The organism is Flavobacterium sp., from assembly GCF_027483985.1.
Classification (GTDB): domain Bacteria; phylum Bacteroidota; class Bacteroidia; order Flavobacteriales; family Flavobacteriaceae; genus Flavobacterium.
In genome coordinates this window covers 171,883-188,966 of sequence record NZ_JAIXTJ010000050.1, presented here as the reverse complement: position 1 = coordinate 188,966, position 17,084 = coordinate 171,883, and the positions used below count along the sequence as shown (strand labels likewise).

Below are 17,084 nucleotides of genomic sequence, written 5' to 3'. Positions count from 1 at the left end.
TATCCAATATCTAAAATCTAATATCTAAAATCTAATATCTAAAATCTAATATCTAAAATCTAATATCTAAAATCTAATATCTAAAATCTAATATCTAAAATCTAATATCTAATATATACTATGTCAGACGATAAGAAAGTGATTTTCTCAATGCAAAAATTGAGTAAATCGTATCAAGGAAGTGATAAACAAGTGTTGAAAAACATTTATTTAAGTTTCTTTTATGGAGCTAAAATTGGAATCTTAGGACTTAACGGTTCTGGAAAATCATCATTATTAAAAATTATAGCTGGAGTTGATAAAAATTATCAAGGCGATGTGGTTTTTCAACCGGGTTATACAGTGGGTTATTTAGAACAAGAACCAATTCTTGATGATTCTAAAACGGTTATCGAAATTGTAAAAGAAGGTGTTGCTGAAACCGTTGCAATTCTTGATGAGTTTAACAAAATTAATGATATGTTTGGTTTGCCAGAAGTTTATGAAGACGCTGACAAAATGGACAAATTGATGGAACGTCAAGCTTTATTGCAAGATAAAATTGATGCTTCTGGTGCTTGGGAATTAGATACCAAATTAGAAATAGCAATGGATGCTTTGAGAACTCCTGATGGTGATACACCAATCAAACATCTTTCTGGAGGTGAACGTCGTCGTGTTGCTTTATGTCGTTTATTACTGCAACAACCTGATGTATTACTGCTTGATGAGCCAACCAACCATTTAGATGCTGAATCAGTTTTATGGTTAGAACAACATTTAGCGCAATACGCAGGAACCGTAATTGCAGTTACGCACGACAGGTATTTCTTAGACAATGTTGCTGGATGGATTCTTGAATTGGATAGAGGAGAAGGAATTCCGTGGAAAGGGAATTATTCATCTTGGTTAGATCAAAAATCAAAACGTATGGAACAAGAAGAGAAAACGGCTTCCAAACGAAGAAAAACGCTTGAGCGTGAGCTTGATTGGGTAAGACAAGGTGCCAAAGGAAGACAAACCAAACAAAAAGCTCGTCTTCAAAACTATGATAAGCTGTTAAACGAAGATCAAAAAGAATTAGATGAAAAATTAGAAATCTACATTCCAAATGGTCCGCGTTTGGGTACTAATGTTATTGAAGCTAAAGGTGTTGCTAAAGCATTTGGAGAGAAATTATTATATGATGATTTAAATTTTACGTTACCACAAGCAGGTATCGTAGGTATCATCGGACCAAATGGAGCAGGAAAATCTACCATTTTTAGAATGATAATGGGCGAAGAAACATCTGATGGCGGAACATTTAGTATTGGTGAAACAGTAAAAATTGCCTATGTTGATCAATCCCACTCTAACATTGATCCAAACAAATCGATTTGGGAAAATTTTTGTGATGGACAAGAATTAATAATGATGGGCGGACGACAAGTAAATTCAAGAGCATATTTATCGAGATTCAACTTTGGCGGAAGTGAGCAAAACAAAAAAGTTTCGGCACTTTCTGGTGGTGAACGCAACCGTTTGCACTTGGCAATGACACTAAAAGAAGAAGGAAACGTACTTTTATTAGATGAGCCTACGAACGATTTAGATATCAACACACTTCGTGCTCTTGAAGAAGGTTTAGAAAATTTTGCAGGTTGTGCAGTTGTTATCTCACACGATAGATGGTTTTTAGATAGAATTTGTACGCATATCTTAGCTTTTGAAGGTGATTCACAAGTGTACTATTTCGAAGGAGGTTTTTCTGAATATGAAGAAAATAAGAAAAAACGACTTGGCGGAGATTTAACACCAAAACGATTGAAATATAAAAAACTTATTAGAAATTAATTATATATTTGTAAAAAATCCCAATTTATTTTGGGATTTTTTATATTTTTAAGATTTAAACTATATTTTTAGTAATTGCATAATAAAACCGATTTGAAAATTTACAAAAATTTAATCATCCTTATTGCGTTAACCTTTTGTCAGTTAGCAACTAGTCAAGTTCAATCTAAAAAAGAAATTGAAAAAACCTTGATGGAAGCTGGAACGGCTTTTTTTAGTTTAGATGTAGATAAATCGCTTAAACTATCTAAAATAGCTTTAGACAACGCCTACAAAATTAATGATGATGCATTAATGGCCAAAGCCTATAATGTAATTGGACTAAATTTTGAAGAATTTTATAATCCAGATAAAGGATTAGATTACTACCTTAAAGCTTTAAAGCATGCTGAATTAGCTAAAAATGATTCGATTCAAGATTGGGTAAATAACAATATTGGTAGTTATTATTCTTATAGAAAAAATGATTTTAAAAAGAGTATAGTTTATTACAAAAAGGCACTTTATTTTTCGAAGAAAATTAAAGATTCGATTGAGATAATGTATACCAATTTGAACATTGCGTCTGCTTATTTTGCTACCGAAGATTTTAATAATGGTATCGTTTATCTCAATAGTTCTAAAGCTTATATTTTTTCAAGTAATGAATTGGAAGCGAAAATATCTTACTATACAATGATGGGTTCGTATTTTAGTTTTTATAATAATAATGCTGAGGCAGAATCCTACTTTAATAAAGCCATTGCTTTAAGTAAACAAAATACTTCTGAATTTTTAGATTCAAATATTTGCGATGTTTATAACGACTTTTCAAAGCATTACAAAAAAAATAAAAATTATGAAAAAGCCTTTTATTATCTAAATCTTCATCATGATTTAAAAGATAAAGTATATAATGAAGAACGAATAAAGAAAGTAAAATTAGCAGGAAGTGAAATAGAACTTGCTGAATATCAACGACAAATTGATAAAATTGAAAATGAAAAAACCAAACAATCTAAAGATTTAAAGGAATCTAAGTTGATTGTTTTACTTTTTGTTATTATTTTGTTTATTCTACTATTGTTACTTTACTCTTTGTATAAAAATAATGTCTTTAGAGATGAATCTAATAGAGAATTGCAAGAAGCAAATAAAGAATTAAAAATTGCTAAAGAAAAAGCCGAAGTCGCTTCACAACTAAAAACGCAATTTGTTTCAACAATTAGTCACGAATTAAGGACACCACTTTATGGTGTGGTTGGAATAACCAATATTATTCTAGATGAGCATAAAGAATTGGCTAACAGTCCTCATTTAAATTCACTTAAATTTTCAGCCAGATATTTGCTTTCGCTTGTAAATGATTTACTTCAAATAAATAAAATTGAGGAAAACAAAATTACTTTAGAGAGTATGATTTTTAATATTTCTGATGAAATAAAAACTATTGTAGATTCTCTTGAATTTATTGCAGTAAAAAATGATAATCAACTTATCGCAGATATTGATGAAGCTATTCCTGAATTTTTGATTGGTGACAAACTTCGATTGTCTCAAATTTTTATGAATTTAGTTAGTAATGCCTTAAAATTTACGAAAGATGGAATTGTTGAAGTAATTGCGAAAGTTGATCGTATTGAAGGAACAGAACACTTTATCAATTTTCAAGTGAAAGATAACGGAATTGGAATTGCCAAAGAAGATCAAGAGAAAATCTTTGAAAAATTTGTTCAAATCGAACGCAAAGAAGGCGATTACCAAGGAACAGGTTTAGGATTATCCATAGTTCAAAGGTTAACGGAGTTGTTTGGTAGTAAAATTGAACTTGAAAGTGAAGAAGGCAAAGGAACTACTTTTTCATTTACAATTGGTTTTGAAGCGGATGAAACTAAAAAGAATGAAATTATAAACAACATTGATGTAGACTTGTCTTCTAATAATTTTTATAAAATATTGGTTGTAGAAGACAATAAAATAAACCAAATCGTGACAAAAAAGATATTAGAAAGCAACAATTTAAAATGTACCATTCTTGATGATGGTTATGCAGCAATCGAGTTATTGGATAAAGAATATTTTGATGTAATATTAATGGACATCAATATGCCCATTATAAACGGATTTGACACTACAAAGCTTATTCGAAAAAAAGGAATAACCACACCAGTTATTGCGCTTACAGCATTTGACAAACAAGAAATCACAGAACAAGCATTGTCAAGTGGAATGAATGATATTATCATAAAACCATTTGAACAAGCTAGACTTTTTCAAGTTATAAATAACTTAGTAAACAAAAAAAACGTTGATTAATACCAACGTTTTTTATTCTTTTTAGAAGCATCTGATTTTCTTGAAGTACCGTTTTCAGGTTTCTTTTTGTTTCTCAAATCAGGTTTTGCATCCGGATTTGGAACTTCATTAGTATATGGATACGGATGTTCTTTTTCTACCTTAACACTTATTTTTATTAGTTTTTCAATATCTTTCCAATAAGGTTGTTCGTCTTTTGCACAAAACGATATTGCCAAACCACTGTTTCCTGCTCGTCCGGTTCGACCAATTCGGTGTACATAAGTTTCTGAAATATTCGGAATATCAAAATTTATTACATAAGGTAAACTCTCAATATCAATTCCGCGAGCTGCAATATCGGTAGCCACTAAAACTGAAATTTCTTTATTTTTAAAAGCATCTAAAACGCGCTGTCTTGCATTCTGAGATTTGTCACCGTGAATTGCCTCAGCAGTTACATTATTTTTCTTTAATGCTTTAACCACATTATCTGCACCGTGTTTAGTTCGAGTAAAAACCAAAACGTTTTCGAGTTTATCGTTTCTGATGATATGATATAATAACTTCCTTTTATCTTCTTTACCTACAAAATAGACTTTTTGATTTACTTTTTCAGCAGTAGAAGAAACTGGATCTACAGAAACATACTTGGGTTTTCTTAAAAAAGTATCGGCTAGTTCACGAATTGCCATTGGCATTGTAGCCGAAAATAAAAGCGTTTGTCGGTTATCAGGAGTAAGTTTTACGATTTTCTTTACATCATTGATAAATCCCATATCCAACATTTGATCGGCTTCATCTAAAACCAAAAAATGCAAATGATCTAAGTCTATAAAGCCTTGTTTGTGTAAATCTAAAAGTCTTCCTGGAGTTGCGATAAGAATATCAATTCCTTTTTTTAATTGATCTACTTGCGGTACTTGACTAACGCCACCAAATATAACCATCGAACGAATATTGGTATATTTTCCGTAAGTGTTAAAACTTTCATCAATTTGTATGGCTAATTCTCTTGTTGGCGTTACCACCAAAGTTCTAATATATTTCTTTTTAGAAGACGAACCCACAATTCTGTGTAGCGCATTAATGATCGGAATAGCAAAAGCAGCTGTTTTTCCGGTACCAGTTTGAGCACAACCAACTAAATCGGTTCCTTCTAGAATAATAGGAATAGCTTGTTGCTGAATAGGAGTAGGCGATTCATAACCTTCTTCGGTTAATGCCTGTTGTATGTTTTTTAATAAATTTAAATCGTTGAATGTCATAATTGTAATCGTCTTGAACTGTTTCAAGTGACTGCAAAGATAGGTTATATTTAATTAAGCTAAATTTTGATACCAAGTTTAAAAGAAAAAACCATTTTAATTTTACTTTCTTAAAATTTTATCCATTGCTTTTCCTTTAGCTAATTCGTCAACTAGTTTGTCTAAATAACGAATTTTTTGCATTAGTTGGTCTTCAATTTCTTCTACCCGATAACCACAGATAACACCCGTTATTTTTGAAACATTCTCGTTTAATTGTGGTGCGTTTTCAAAGAAGTTTTCAAAATCAACTTTGTTTAAAATAAGTTCATCTAATTGAATTTGAGAGTAACCTGTTAGCCAAAGGATTATTTCATCAACTTCATCTTTAGAACGATTTTTTTTAGCTGCTTTATTAACGTAATGTGGATAAACGCTTGCAAATGACGTAGTAAAAATTCGGTGTTTTTGCATAACATTTATTCCTTTGAGGCAATCCAAGTGCCTTGCATTCCTGCGCCATTGAATATCCAAGTGCCGTTGCCTGTTGTAGTTTGAAAATTTCCAGTCATTTTAATTGTGATATTGAAAGTAGTATTGTTCATTGTTCCTACCAAAACACCATTTTCATTTACCTGACCAGCCAAATTTAAATCGTGATCTGGACTTGACTGTGTAGTAATAACTTTTCCAGAAAAATTTCCTGTTGATGTGATTCTTCCTGTCCAAGTTCCATCTAGATCACCACTAATACTTCCGCTCCAATTACCTTGGTAGTTATTTGGTTTATCATCATCTTTAGAACACGATATAGTAATAAATGCGGTTATAATAATTAGTAAAAGTATAAGTGATTTTTTCATTTTTCAGTTTATAATAATTAAATTAATTCTTGGAGATATTTTTATTTAAATACTTTTCTCTAAGATCTTTTCCGTTCTCCATTAATACTTTATCTGGATTTTCTACAACATAATTTCTTTTTGCAAGTTCTGTTATTGAATCAATAAATTTTGGACCATATTTTTTAACGACTTCTTCATTCATTAAATCTTGATAACAATACGGATTAAAACCATTCAATCTAATACAACTTCTTGCGTATGTTCTTGTTTCGATTCCATACTTTTTTAATATATCAGAAATTTGCCTTGTAAGAATTAAATTATTAGAATTAAAAAATACTAATTTACCTTTTTTGATATCACTTTTGACTCTTTTTATACTGTTTTCACAAAATGTATCGACAGTAATTACTTTTATGTTATTATTTTTTGTCAAGAGATTACTATATTCTTCTTCGTTGTAAACTATTCGAGTACCATTGCTGTCAAATTTTGGAAACTGACTTTTTAATTTTTCTTCGCAAGAAAAAAATAAAAATTGAATAGTTAACAATAACAACAATTTTCTCATAGCTTTATTTTTTATTCTCTTTCGAAATAGATAATCCCAAGTTCCATTTTGATGGATAAATTTTTATCATCAATAGTTACAATTTGAGCATCAATTTCAATTTGATTTACGTTATCTTCTGAAGTAGTAGTTTGAGTAATGGTTTTGTCATCGCTTAATACTTTGTAACTACCTTCAATTGGCGTCGTTTCATTTTCTTTTGTTGTAACAAATTTTCCACTAGAATCAAAACATACTCTTGAATTTTTAGAATCCTTAATTAGTTCTTCTGAAAACTCATCTTTTGAATTGAATTCTATTTTTTTTAAAATCCAACATCCAACTATTTTCTCGGCATTAGTTTTTTGAGCAAATACATTTGTTAATGAAAAAAAAGTAAGCAAAAAAATGATTCTAAATTGTTTCACAATTTGATGCAATTAAAAGTTTTTATTTTTCAATTCTTAATTAAAAGAAAATCCAACTAGTAAATTTATGGAGTTTGTTTTTAATGTTCCACCATTCCAAACATCGACTTTACTGATGTTGGTTAGACCAAGATTTTCTCTTATTTCGATTGAAATAGTTTTGTTATTGTTCAAATCAAAGTTTTTTCCGATACCAAAGGACAGTCCAAAATCATTCTTTTTGGTATCTTTAGTAGTGCTTAAATCAGAAGAATTAAAACCTGAAACATTAAGATCATTTGTAACTTTAGATTGCAATAAAAATCCAACAAAAGGTCCGCTATTCAAATAAAAACTGTCTTCATTAGTAAAGCAATATTTTACTAAAATTGGAACAACTATGTAGTCATAATTTCTTTTTGAAGTAAAATTATAATCCTGAACCGGATCATCAAAGTTTTGTCTTATTTGAATATTGTTGTCTGCTTTTTGACTCTTACGTTCGTAATTGATTTCCGTTCTCAAACTTAATTTTGGATTCAATTGATATTCCAAATTAATTCCGCCTAAGTAAGCAAATGCAGGACTTTCATCATAAACTGGTTTATAAATTTCTGGAATAGTATAACCTCTAAAATTAGAATAGTTTAGTCCGCCTTGAAATCCTAATTTGACTTTAGAATTTTGTGCAAATGTGAAATTGGAAAGAATAATTAGACAACATAAAATTAGTTTTTTCATTGCGATTTTTTATTTTAACTTAGTTCAACTACGGTTTTTGCTTTGATAAAATCGGTTACTAGATAACCAATTAATTTTCCTACCAAATGACTGTTTTTATCGTGGTCTAAACTTGGAGCGCCTTCACAAATATGAATGTAAGCAGCATTTTGATGATTTCCGAAGAAATAAATAAATTGGCGTAGTTCTTCAACAGAAAATCCGCTTAAGGTCATCGCACTGCAAGGTATATTTGGAATCGAATCTAAATCAATTTCAATTCCGTAATGATCATTTTTAATAAAATCTAGAGCAAATTGCATTTCAGTATTAAAATTTTTAGTCATTTTAATTTTCATACTGTCGTATGTATTGTACAGAACTCTGTCTTTTAAAGTTTTAAGTCTGTCAAGAACACTTTTAGAAGTGTAACAATGGTGCAAGCCAAAAATGAAATATTTTTTAAGAAAACCTTCTTCATAAGCATAAGAAAATCCGTTACCACTATGACGACCTTCCAAAATTCTAAAATCAGAATGCGCATCAAAATTCACCGCGTTAATAGGTTTTCCTTTTCCGAGTGCTGTACCTTTTATATTTCCGTACGAATTATTGTGTCCGCCACCAATCACTATCGGAATTTTACCAGCTTTTACGATTACTGAAATTATGTGAGCTACTTCTTTATCAATTTTTACAACTAATTCACTCAATTTTTTTCGGTCTTCGGTAACATTAAAATCTAGATTTTGTACCAATTCCATTTCAGTTGCAACATCTAGTGCGCCCAAAACTACAATTTGAGATCCTTTACAAAAACGATTGTGTTGAATATTGGCAATACTTTTTATGGCGCTATCCCAAGCCGAATTTGCTCCAGGTCTACCATAATTGGCTCTAACACCAATATCTTCGGGAATTCCTAATAGAACAAATTGTTGTTCACATTCTTTGAGAAATTTAGCAATTTCTTGATCTTTGGGAATGGTGACCATTTTTTCTCCAAATTTTACTTCGCCACTTCTATGGTTTGTAATTTTTGATAAATCGGATGCTGTAAAGCGAATAAGTTTTTCCATTAGAAAAATAAATCTTTGTTCAAAAATAATATAATTATGTTAACATACGTTTAGACTACATATAATATTATTAAATTTGTATAAATTAAATCTACAAAAAATGGAAAATCAAAAAGGAAATTCATCATTAAAAGCGGTCATCCTAATACTTTCGTTGTTATTATTAGGAAGTTTATTTTACATCTTCAAATTAACTACAGATACAAAAACACTTGAAACAGAAGTATCGTCTGTAAAAACTGAAAAAGACAATGTTCTTAAAGATTTAGAAGAGCTTAAAGCAACGTATGATGCTGCAATTGCTGAAAATACATCGATGTCGGATGAGTTGATTGAAGAAAGAGAAAAAGTAGTAGGTTTAATGGCACAATTAGAAAAATCTAAAGGTGATAGCGCTGCTACAATGTCTAAATACAAACAACAGGTTGCTGCTTTACAAACTAAAATGACTAGTTTAATGCAGGAAGTAGCTGTTTTGAAAAAGGAAAATAAAACTTTAACGACCAATTTAGACAGTACTAAAGTGGTTTTGACAGAGGCTAAAAATTACAATCAAGTATTAGTTGGTCAAAACGAAGAACTTTCTAAAACAGTTGAAAAAGCTTCTAAGTTATCAGTATTGAACTTAAAAACAGGTTCTTATAAACTTAAAAGTTCTGGTAAACAAGTTGAAACTGACAAAGCAAGTAGAGTAGATATCTTGAAAGTTAGTTTTACTATTGCTGAAAACAGCGTTGCTAAATCTGGTGATAAAACCTATTATGTTCAAGTAATTGACGGAAAAAACAATGTACTTGGAGATAAAGTTACTACAAGTTTTGGTGATAAATCTTTGACTTACAGCTTTACATCGGTTGTGAAATATGAAAATAAAACCGTAGATGTCGTTAGAGATTTACCAGGTAAAGATTTTCCAAAAGGAACTTACTTTGTGAATGTTTTTGATAAGTCTGAATTGGTTTCAAAATCGAGTTTTACTTTGAGATAATCTAATTATTAATTCAAAATAGATAAAGGTGTTTGCTTCGGTAAACACCTTTTTTGTTTATAACTTGCTAGTTTATCAACGCTTTGGTTAGTGCTTTTTAATGTTATTTTGTAATGAAATCCATTCAAAAATGAACAGCAAAAAAAGTATTACCATTTTAATTGCAATCATTGGCCTATTGCTAATGCTTTTGGCAGGAACTATTGGTTATATAATGGGTAATCCAAACACAAACCATTCGGAATCAAATGCAATTATTGATGATAAAAAAGTGATGCAAGAGATTGAAGAACTAAAAAAAATGTATGATTCTAAAATTGCCGATAAAACCAATACATACAATGCATTAGAAGCCGAAAGAGAAAAGGTGCAGTTGCTCGTATCAGAATTAGAAAAAAGTAAAAATGACGCTAAAGCTTTAATTAAATACAAAACCGAATACCAATCATTAGAATCTAAAATGAGACTTTTGGTTGATGAAATTGTTGTGTTGAAAAATAAGAAAACCAATATCACAATCAAGCAAGAAAAACAAAAAGTTGCATCAAAAGTTATACAGCCTAAAATAGAAAAAGCAGTTATTCCCGTAACAATTCCTGTAAAGAAAGAAGTTGTAATTACAAATAAATCAGAACCATCCAAAACTAAAACTGATGATTTTTTTGGAAAGAAAGAACAACCAAAACAAGAACCTGAAGTAAAAAAAACAATTACTATTGTTAAAACGGAAAAACCGGTCAAAGTTTCTTTATCTAATGTAAAAGCTGGTGCTTACGTTATTAAATCCGTATCAAAACTTATAGAAACCAACGCTGCAGGAAAAGCCGATTTAATTAAAATCAATTTCACGCTTAATGAAAACCAATCGGTTACTGCAGGAGAAAAAACTTTATACATTCAAATTATTGACGGAAAAAACAATGTTTTAGGCAGACGTATAACGGAGTATTTTGACAACCAATCGTTGACCTATAGTTTAACAAAAGCTATAAATTATGATAATCAACAACAAGATTACAGTATCGAATTTGTTAAAAAAGATTTTGAAAAAGGCACTTATTTCATTTCAATATTTGACCGAGATGAATTGGTTGGAAGAGCAAGTTTTACTCTAAAGTAATTAAAAATTAGATCCTATTTTCAGAAGTATAATTAAATATAAAATCAAAAAACCTCGTTTAGATTTACTAAGCGAGGTTTTTTTTAAATATTTAGAATCTATTTTAAATTTTTAGTTATGGAATACGAGTTAAAATATCTACATCAGTTATTCCAGAGCTTACAAACTTTACTTTTAAGGTTGTATTAGTAAGTTCCAAAATTTCACCATTAATAGCTGGATCACCAGGATAAGTAATTGTGATGGTGTTATTATTTCTAGAATATGAAGCTGTACTAATAGTTTCCTGACAGTTTGGATTTTCAAACTCGTGACTTTTTAGAACTCCAGCAGCTGTTAATTCAATAAAATCTTTTGTGCAACCAGACTCGTGTTGATAATCGGTTAGTACTTCTTGATTATTGCTATTAATTGTACCGGTTTTTGTAAACTGCCATTTACCAGCAAGTGCTACTGCTGCAGCGTTATTAGAGTCGTCATCTTTACTACAAGAGAGTAATCCTATAGAAAGAACACTGCACAAGAAAAGTTTTTTAAATTTAATCATAGGTTTTGTTTTTTAGTTTATTTATAGTTTATGCAAACAAATATATAAAATTTTAAAATTGAAAATCAATCGTAAAATAATATAATCAAATGTCACTACTTTATCTTATTTCCTTCAATAAATACGCTATCAATTAAATCAGTTCCAAAAGAATAGGGAAGTTGATAAAAAGATGTAACTTGTTTACTAATAATAACATTAGCTTTTTTACCTAAAGTAATACTTCCGTGGGTTTTTTCAATTCCCATTGCGTATGCTCCATTTACTGTGGCTGCATTAATGGCTTCTTCGGGTGTCATTTTCATTTTTATACAAGCAGTGGCAACAACAAAATTCATATTTCCTGATGGTGTTGTGCCCGGATTGAAATCGGTCGCTAAAGCCAATGGTAATCCTGCTTCCATCATTTTTCGTGCTGGTGTATACGGAATACTTATGAAAAATGAACAAGACGGCAAAGCAACTGGCATCGTATTGGATTCTTTTAAAACAGCGATATCCTCATCGGTTACAACCTCAAGATGATCTACAGAAAGTGCATTATGTTTTACGCAAGCAGCAATTCCGTTAATGGCAGTAAACTGGTTTACGTGAATCTTCGGAATCAAACCATAGTGTTTTCCAGCTTCCATTATTCGTTCGGTTTCAGCAACCGAAAAATAGCCAGTTTCACAAAAAGCATCGATATAATCGGCTAAATTTTCGTCGGCTATTTTAGGAAGCATTTCATTGATAATCAAATCTATATAACCCGAATGATTTTCTTTAAATTCAGCTGGAAAAGCGTGTGCGCCCAAAAAAGTAGCTTTGATTTTTATGGGATAATTACTAGCCAATTTCTTTATTACACGAAGCATTTTTAATTCACCTTCAACGGTTAAACCATAACCAGACTTAATTTCGACTGCTCCAGTTCCTTGATTCATAATTTCTTCTAAACGAAGCTTAGATTGATTGTAAATTTCCTCTTCGGATGTTTCGTTTAGTTTTTTTGCTGAGTTTAAAATTCCACCACCACGATTGGCAATTTCTTCATAACTCAATCCGTTAATTCTATCAACAAATTCTTGAATTCTATTTGCGGCATAAACAATGTGCGTATGACTATCGCACCAAGCCGGAAGAACAACTTTACCAGAAGCATCAATTACTTCATCAGTATTGATTTTCGGGCAGTTTTCCATTGGTCCAAAATCAGCTATTAAATCGTCTTTTATCAATAAAAAGGCATTTTTGATAGAAGGTAAAACGGCCATTTCTGCACCTGATACTTTTTTAATAGATGCATCTCTAATTTGAAGTAGCTCTTGTATGTTGGTAATTAAGGTTGTCATTATTAATAATATCGTATTTTTCTAATTAATTTGAAGGTTGGAACGCCGTTTATAATTTTTGTTTGTTTAATCCAATTTCTTTTTCTGTCAAACTTATACTTGAAGTCGATGTTGTAAGTTTCGTTACATTTAAAACTTTCATCGCACTAATTTCAGTAAAAATACTTTTTAAATAATAATAATCTTTAAATTTAGACAAAATTTGAATTCGTGCGAAAAATAAAATATAAAAAAGGTCGAAAAGTGCAGCCTACATTCTTGGACTACACCGGAATACACAAAACTGTTGAAACTGCAATGCAACTATTTGTTTATAATAACGAAGAGTTGATTGAATGCAAAGAATTGACCGTAGCTGAATTGAATGACAATATAGACTTAAATAAAGTAAATTGGTTGAATATTCACGGTTTAAATGATGTAAATTTTATAAAATCGGTTGGCGATTACTTGATGGTAGATAATTTTATGTTGGGTGATATTTTGAACACCACGAAGCGAACAAAATTAGATGAATACCACGACGTTTTGTTTTTTAACATTAAATCTTTGTTACCCGTTGAGAATTCTGATAATATTGCTGTGGAGCAAATTAGTTTTTTGTTAAAAAACGGAATACTAGTTTCTTTTCAAGAAAAAAGAAGTGATTTTTTCAAACATTTGCGTGAAAGAATTCGAACCCATTCAGGAATTGTTCGAGAAAAGAAAGCTGATTATTTGTTGTATTTATTGTTGGATGCCATAATGGAGAATTTTTACATAACAATTGAAAATGAAGAAGATAGAGTAGAAGAATTAATTAATTTATCCAAAACAAGTTCAAGTCCGGCGACTTTAGAACAGATTGAAAAGCATCGTGATAATTTTAATTTCTTGAAACGATCCATAATTCCGTTGCGCGATTCTTTATATTCTATTAAGAGTATGAAAGATGACAACGTTTTTAATTCAATTGAAAAAGAAAATTATAGTTTTTTTGATCGTTTGCATCAAAAGAGTTTAGAATTACTTGAACAAATTGAATACGATTCCACAACCTTAGATAGTGCTTCAAACTTTTATTTTTCGATGCAAAACCACAAAATGAATGAAGTGATGAAAACGTTAACTGTGGTTTCTGTTTTCTTTATGCCATTAACGTTTATAGTAGGTGTGTATGGAATGAATTTTGACAATATGCCTGAATTACATTGGAAATATGGCTATTTTATCATCCTCGGATTTATGTTTGTATTATTATTAGGTATGATAATTTACTTTAAAAAACGCAAGTGGTATTAATTGTTAAGAAAGTAGTTAATAATTATTTGAGATTTATTGCCCAAAAGAAAATTATCAATTACCTTTGACGAGTATATACATTAAATTCTATAAAAAACATGTTTACTTTACAACAGTATTTAGGTTTTTTACTTTTCTTAACCATTTTAACTATTGGTTTTTGGTTGATGATTTTCTTAATTCACTTCGTATTCTATTGGATATTTGGTGCTACAAGAGAACTTTTGAAAGAAAGAAAAGCTAAAAGAGAATTAGAACAAGCTTAATTAGTTTTGTTTTAAAATAAAAAAGTCCCAAGCAATTGGGACTTTTTTTATTGTATGTTATGTGGCTTGATTATCCTGGAAAATCTCCACCATCATTATCTTGATTTCTCTTTGGTTGTCTGTCTCGCTCGTTTTTAGGTTTGTTAAAACGGTAAGTAAACGATAGAGTAACTTGTCTTTCTCTCCATTGCATTTCAGCATAAGAATTGATTAAATTAGGAATATTAGTTTCCATAATTCTTTTTCTTGAATTAAAAACGTCGTTTACGTTTAATGAAACGGTTCCTTTATCTTTAAGAACATCTTTACTGAACGCTAAATTCATAGCAAAAACACCTAAACTTCTACCTTGTGCATTGTTTTGCGGTCCGTTATAAGTGGCGTTAGTTTGCCAATCAATCTTTTTTGGTAAAGTAATTTTTGAAGTTAATCTAGTCGACCACGAACTAGCTATATTATCAAAATTTTGAGTTACTTGCGTATTTTGGAAGTTTGTATAAGTAAAATCACCTTGCGTTTCTACTCTAAAAAAGTTAAAGTTACTGTTTAATTTCCACCATTTGTAAGGTGTGTAGTTTAATGTAAATTCAAATCCTGCTCTGTATTCAGTAGCCAAATTAATTGGAGAACTCACAATAACCGGAATTCCATTTACAAATGTACCTGATTCTCTTCTAACAAACTGAAACGAATCCGTAGTTTTATTTACATACAATGAAGTGTTCAAAGTCACTTTTTCCCAACTTTTAAGAAAACCTAAATCAATAGCATCAGTCATCGCCGGATCTAAATCAGGATTTCCTTGAAAGATGTTAATATTACTTGAATAGTTGCTAAAAGGATTAATTTGTCTTCCTCTAGGTCGTTGAATTCTTTTACTATAACTAATAGATGCGTTAGTTTTATCACTTATTTCATAAGTAAAAAAGGCACTCGGAAAGAAGTTATTGTATCTTTTGTTATTGAAATCACTTGTTGTAATTTGGTTGATATCAATATTAGAATCTTCCCAACGCATACCAAGTAAAACAGAAAATTTACTAACTTTAAATCCGTATTGAGTATAAAGTGCATTTACTTTTTCTTTGTAAACTAAATTATTTGTGAATAAAGTATTTACAACACCTTCGTTAAAAACGGTAACATCTGTATCAAGTTCTGAAAAATCTCCACGGTAACCTGCTTCAAGTTGCATTGATTTTCCGATTGGTAAAACATAATCAGCTTGAATTAAATTACGATTTTGTCTTTGAATACTAATCGTTGCATCAGTTCCTTCTTGGCTATCAATAATAGTTGCAATGTTATCATCACTATTTTTAGAAAATTGAGTATCAATAGTTAGTTTGTGACCGTCTTTTTTAAATTTTCTAATTAAGTTAGATGAGAAATCAACGTTTTCACTTTTTCCATCTTCAAAATTGATACGACTTTGGATGTTATTCAAACTTGAATTTGTAAATTGTCTATCAAAAAACACATTATCTTGGTTATCTCCAGTTGTCTTTCTGTAGTTAACAGTATTTGTCCAAGTTGTATTTTTATCTAAAAACCATTCAGCACCAAAGTTACCATTGTATCCTTTATTGATTCTGTCGTTATCTCTAGTTTCATTAATGAATCTTGGAGCTGTAGGACTTGCATTCAAATATTCAGTTTCTACTAACGAGTTACCCGGATTGTTTCTGTAGTTGTATCCTTGAGTTGTGAATAAATTAAACTCAGTTGTTTTGTAGTTTAAATTCCCACTCAAACCGTGATTATCAGGATAACCAGTGTTGGCAATAATTACGCCATTTAAACCATTAGTTTTACCTTTTTTAAGGATGATGTTTAATAAACCACCGCCACCTTCAGCATCATAACGAGCCGATGGATTGGTAATAACTTCCACTTTATCAATGGCATCAGCAGGAAGCATTCTTAAAGCGTCATTAATATTAATAGCGTTTGAAGGTTTTCCGTCAATTAAGATTCTAACATTTTCGTTACCTCTTAAACTTATGTTACCTTCAGCACTAACAGCAACCGATGGAATATTATCTAACACATCACTAACTGTTCCACCTTTTACCATTAAATCATTACCAACATTGTAAACTTTTTTATCAAGTTTGATTTCAACAGTAGTTTTCTCTGAACGAATGATAACTTCATTTAGTTTCGTACTTTCATCTTCAAGTGAAATAGTACCTAAATTAGTATTATCTTTAATTTCTTTTCCTTTAATTTCAAGTGGTTTAAAAGAAATAAATTCAACTTTTACGTTGTAAGTTGCTGGTGAAGCATCAAAATTAAATTCACCTTTAGCATCGGTAATTCCTCCTGCGGTAATTTTGTTTGTAGTAGTGTTGACTAAAGAAACGGTTGCATACTCAAGCGGTTGACTGCTTACTTTTTCTACGATTTTTCCTGATACTTTAACCTTTTTACCTTCAGGTCTTTGTTGCGAATAATTTAAAAATGTACTTAGCAACAACGCTAAAGTTAAAAAGAATTTAATTTTTTTCATAGTTTGATGTTTATATTTCATAATCCTAATTAGACTACAAAACTAATCCTTCGTTTAACCATCAAATCACAAAGGTTTGTTAAAAGAAGTTAAAGAACG

The 17,084-nt window shown here is 30.3% G+C and carries 16 protein-coding genes; 6 read left to right on the top strand and 10 right to left on the bottom strand.

Features of this window, described 5'->3' with window-relative positions:
• The first annotated feature begins 120 nt into the window (after positions 1–120).
• Together ettA and Q0050_RS13225 are read left to right on the top strand one after the other, a co-directional pair.
• Positions 121–1,815, top strand: coding sequence for an energy-dependent translational throttle protein EttA (gene ettA, locus Q0050_RS13230; protein WP_298396710.1), 1,695 nt, complete (start codon positions 121–123; stop codon positions 1,813–1,815).
• Positions 1,816–1,908: 93 nt separating this feature from the next.
• Positions 1,909–4,110, top strand: coding sequence for an ATP-binding protein (locus Q0050_RS13225; RefSeq protein ID WP_298396707.1), 2,202 nt, complete (start codon positions 1,909–1,911; stop codon positions 4,108–4,110).
• On the opposite strand, the gene Q0050_RS13220 is transcribed toward Q0050_RS13225, so the two are convergent.
• From Q0050_RS13220 to Q0050_RS13190, 7 genes are all read right to left on the bottom strand, one after another.
• Entirely contained in the window at positions 4,107–5,357 is a 1,251-nt protein-coding gene (locus Q0050_RS13220; RefSeq protein ID WP_298396704.1) for a DEAD/DEAH box helicase, read from the bottom strand. The genes Q0050_RS13225 and Q0050_RS13220 overlap by 4 nt on opposite strands.
• Before the next feature lie 102 nt (positions 5,358–5,459).
• A complete protein-coding gene (locus Q0050_RS13215; protein WP_298396701.1) occupies positions 5,460–5,810 on the bottom strand; it encodes a DUF2200 domain-containing protein in 351 nt (116 codons plus the stop codon).
• A gap of 5 nt (positions 5,811–5,815) precedes the next feature.
• Positions 5,816–6,199, bottom strand: a complete 384-nt coding sequence (locus tag Q0050_RS13210) for a hypothetical protein (protein WP_298396698.1) — start codon at positions 6,197–6,199, stop codon at positions 5,816–5,818.
• Between the two features lie 22 nt (positions 6,200–6,221).
• Positions 6,222–6,752, bottom strand: coding sequence for a hypothetical protein (locus tag Q0050_RS13205; RefSeq protein WP_298396695.1), 531 nt, complete (start codon positions 6,750–6,752; stop codon positions 6,222–6,224).
• Between the two features lie 11 nt (positions 6,753–6,763).
• A complete protein-coding gene (locus Q0050_RS13200) occupies positions 6,764–7,159 on the bottom strand; it encodes a hypothetical protein (protein WP_298396692.1) in 396 nt (131 codons plus the stop codon).
• A 36-nt stretch (positions 7,160–7,195) separates the two neighbouring features.
• Positions 7,196–7,879: a porin family protein gene (locus tag Q0050_RS13195; RefSeq protein WP_298396689.1), complete on the bottom strand. Its 684-nt coding sequence runs from the start codon at positions 7,877–7,879 to the stop codon at positions 7,196–7,198.
• 14 nt (positions 7,880–7,893) lie between these two features.
• Positions 7,894–8,937 carry a formimidoylglutamase gene (locus Q0050_RS13190; RefSeq protein WP_298396686.1) on the bottom strand — a complete coding sequence of 348 codons (1,044 nt, stop codon included), beginning with the start codon at positions 8,935–8,937 and terminating at the stop codon, positions 7,894–7,896.
• Between the two features lie 100 nt (positions 8,938–9,037).
• Between Q0050_RS13190 and Q0050_RS13185 the strand changes: the two genes are divergently transcribed.
• Entirely contained in the window at positions 9,038–9,925 is an 888-nt protein-coding gene (locus Q0050_RS13185; RefSeq protein WP_298396684.1) for a hypothetical protein, read from the top strand.
• A gap of 130 nt (positions 9,926–10,055) precedes the next feature.
• Positions 10,056–11,045, top strand: a complete 990-nt coding sequence (locus Q0050_RS13180; RefSeq protein WP_298396682.1) for a hypothetical protein — start codon at positions 10,056–10,058, stop codon at positions 11,043–11,045.
• A gap of 115 nt (positions 11,046–11,160) precedes the next feature.
• Here Q0050_RS13180 and Q0050_RS13175 read toward each other — a convergent pair whose 3' ends face one another.
• Both Q0050_RS13175 and hutI read right to left on the bottom strand, forming a co-directional pair.
• Positions 11,161–11,592, bottom strand: coding sequence for a lipocalin family protein (locus Q0050_RS13175; RefSeq protein WP_298396681.1), 432 nt, complete (start codon positions 11,590–11,592; stop codon positions 11,161–11,163).
• A 95-nt stretch (positions 11,593–11,687) separates the two neighbouring features.
• Entirely contained in the window at positions 11,688–12,926 is a 1,239-nt protein-coding gene (hutI, locus tag Q0050_RS13170; protein WP_298396678.1) for an imidazolonepropionase, read from the bottom strand.
• A gap of 210 nt (positions 12,927–13,136) precedes the next feature.
• On the opposite strand from hutI, the gene corA reads away from it, so the two are divergent.
• A complete protein-coding gene (gene corA / locus Q0050_RS13165; RefSeq protein WP_298396675.1) occupies positions 13,137–14,207 on the top strand; it encodes a magnesium/cobalt transporter CorA in 1,071 nt (356 codons plus the stop codon).
• 98 nt (positions 14,208–14,305) lie between these two features.
• The gene (locus Q0050_RS13160) at positions 14,306–14,473 is read left to right on the top strand and encodes a hypothetical protein (protein ID WP_298303856.1); all 168 of its coding nucleotides are present in this window, start codon (positions 14,306–14,308) and stop codon (positions 14,471–14,473) included.
• Positions 14,474–14,543: 70 nt separating this feature from the next.
• On the opposite strand, the gene Q0050_RS13155 is transcribed toward Q0050_RS13160, so the two are convergent.
• On the bottom strand, positions 14,544–16,985 hold the full coding sequence (locus tag Q0050_RS13155) for a TonB-dependent receptor (RefSeq protein ID WP_298396672.1): 2,442 nt from the start codon (positions 16,983–16,985) through the stop codon (positions 14,544–14,546).
• Between the last annotated feature and the right edge of the window lie 99 nt (positions 16,986–17,084).

Coding starts and splice junctions, on each gene's coding strand:
- Q0050_RS13220 (WP_298396704.1), bottom strand. CDS start 5,357: ATGACATTCAACGATTTAAATTTATTAAAAAACATACAACAGGCATTA.
- Q0050_RS13215 (WP_298396701.1), bottom strand. CDS start 5,810: ATGCAAAAACACCGAATTTTTACTACGTCATTTGCAAGCGTTTATCCA.
- Q0050_RS13210 (WP_298396698.1), bottom strand. CDS start 6,199: ATGAAAAAATCACTTATACTTTTACTAATTATTATAACCGCATTTATT.
- Q0050_RS13190 (WP_298396686.1), bottom strand. CDS start 8,937: ATGGAAAAACTTATTCGCTTTACAGCATCCGATTTATCAAAAATTACA.
- ettA (WP_298396710.1), top strand. CDS start 121: ATGTCAGACGATAAGAAAGTGATTTTCTCAATGCAAAAATTGAGTAAA.
- Q0050_RS13160 (WP_298303856.1), top strand. CDS start 14,306: ATGTTTACTTTACAACAGTATTTAGGTTTTTTACTTTTCTTAACCATT.
- Q0050_RS13185 (WP_298396684.1), top strand. CDS start 9,038: ATGGAAAATCAAAAAGGAAATTCATCATTAAAAGCGGTCATCCTAATA.
- Q0050_RS13205 (WP_298396695.1), bottom strand. CDS start 6,752: ATGAGAAAATTGTTGTTATTGTTAACTATTCAATTTTTATTTTTTTCT.
- hutI (WP_298396678.1), bottom strand. CDS start 12,926: ATGACAACCTTAATTACCAACATACAAGAGCTACTTCAAATTAGAGAT.
- Q0050_RS13195 (WP_298396689.1), bottom strand. CDS start 7,879: ATGAAAAAACTAATTTTATGTTGTCTAATTATTCTTTCCAATTTCACA.
- Q0050_RS13175 (WP_298396681.1), bottom strand. CDS start 11,592: ATGATTAAATTTAAAAAACTTTTCTTGTGCAGTGTTCTTTCTATAGGA.
- Q0050_RS13180 (WP_298396682.1), top strand. CDS start 10,056: ATGAACAGCAAAAAAAGTATTACCATTTTAATTGCAATCATTGGCCTA.
- Q0050_RS13155 (WP_298396672.1), bottom strand. CDS start 16,985: ATGAAAAAAATTAAATTCTTTTTAACTTTAGCGTTGTTGCTAAGTACA.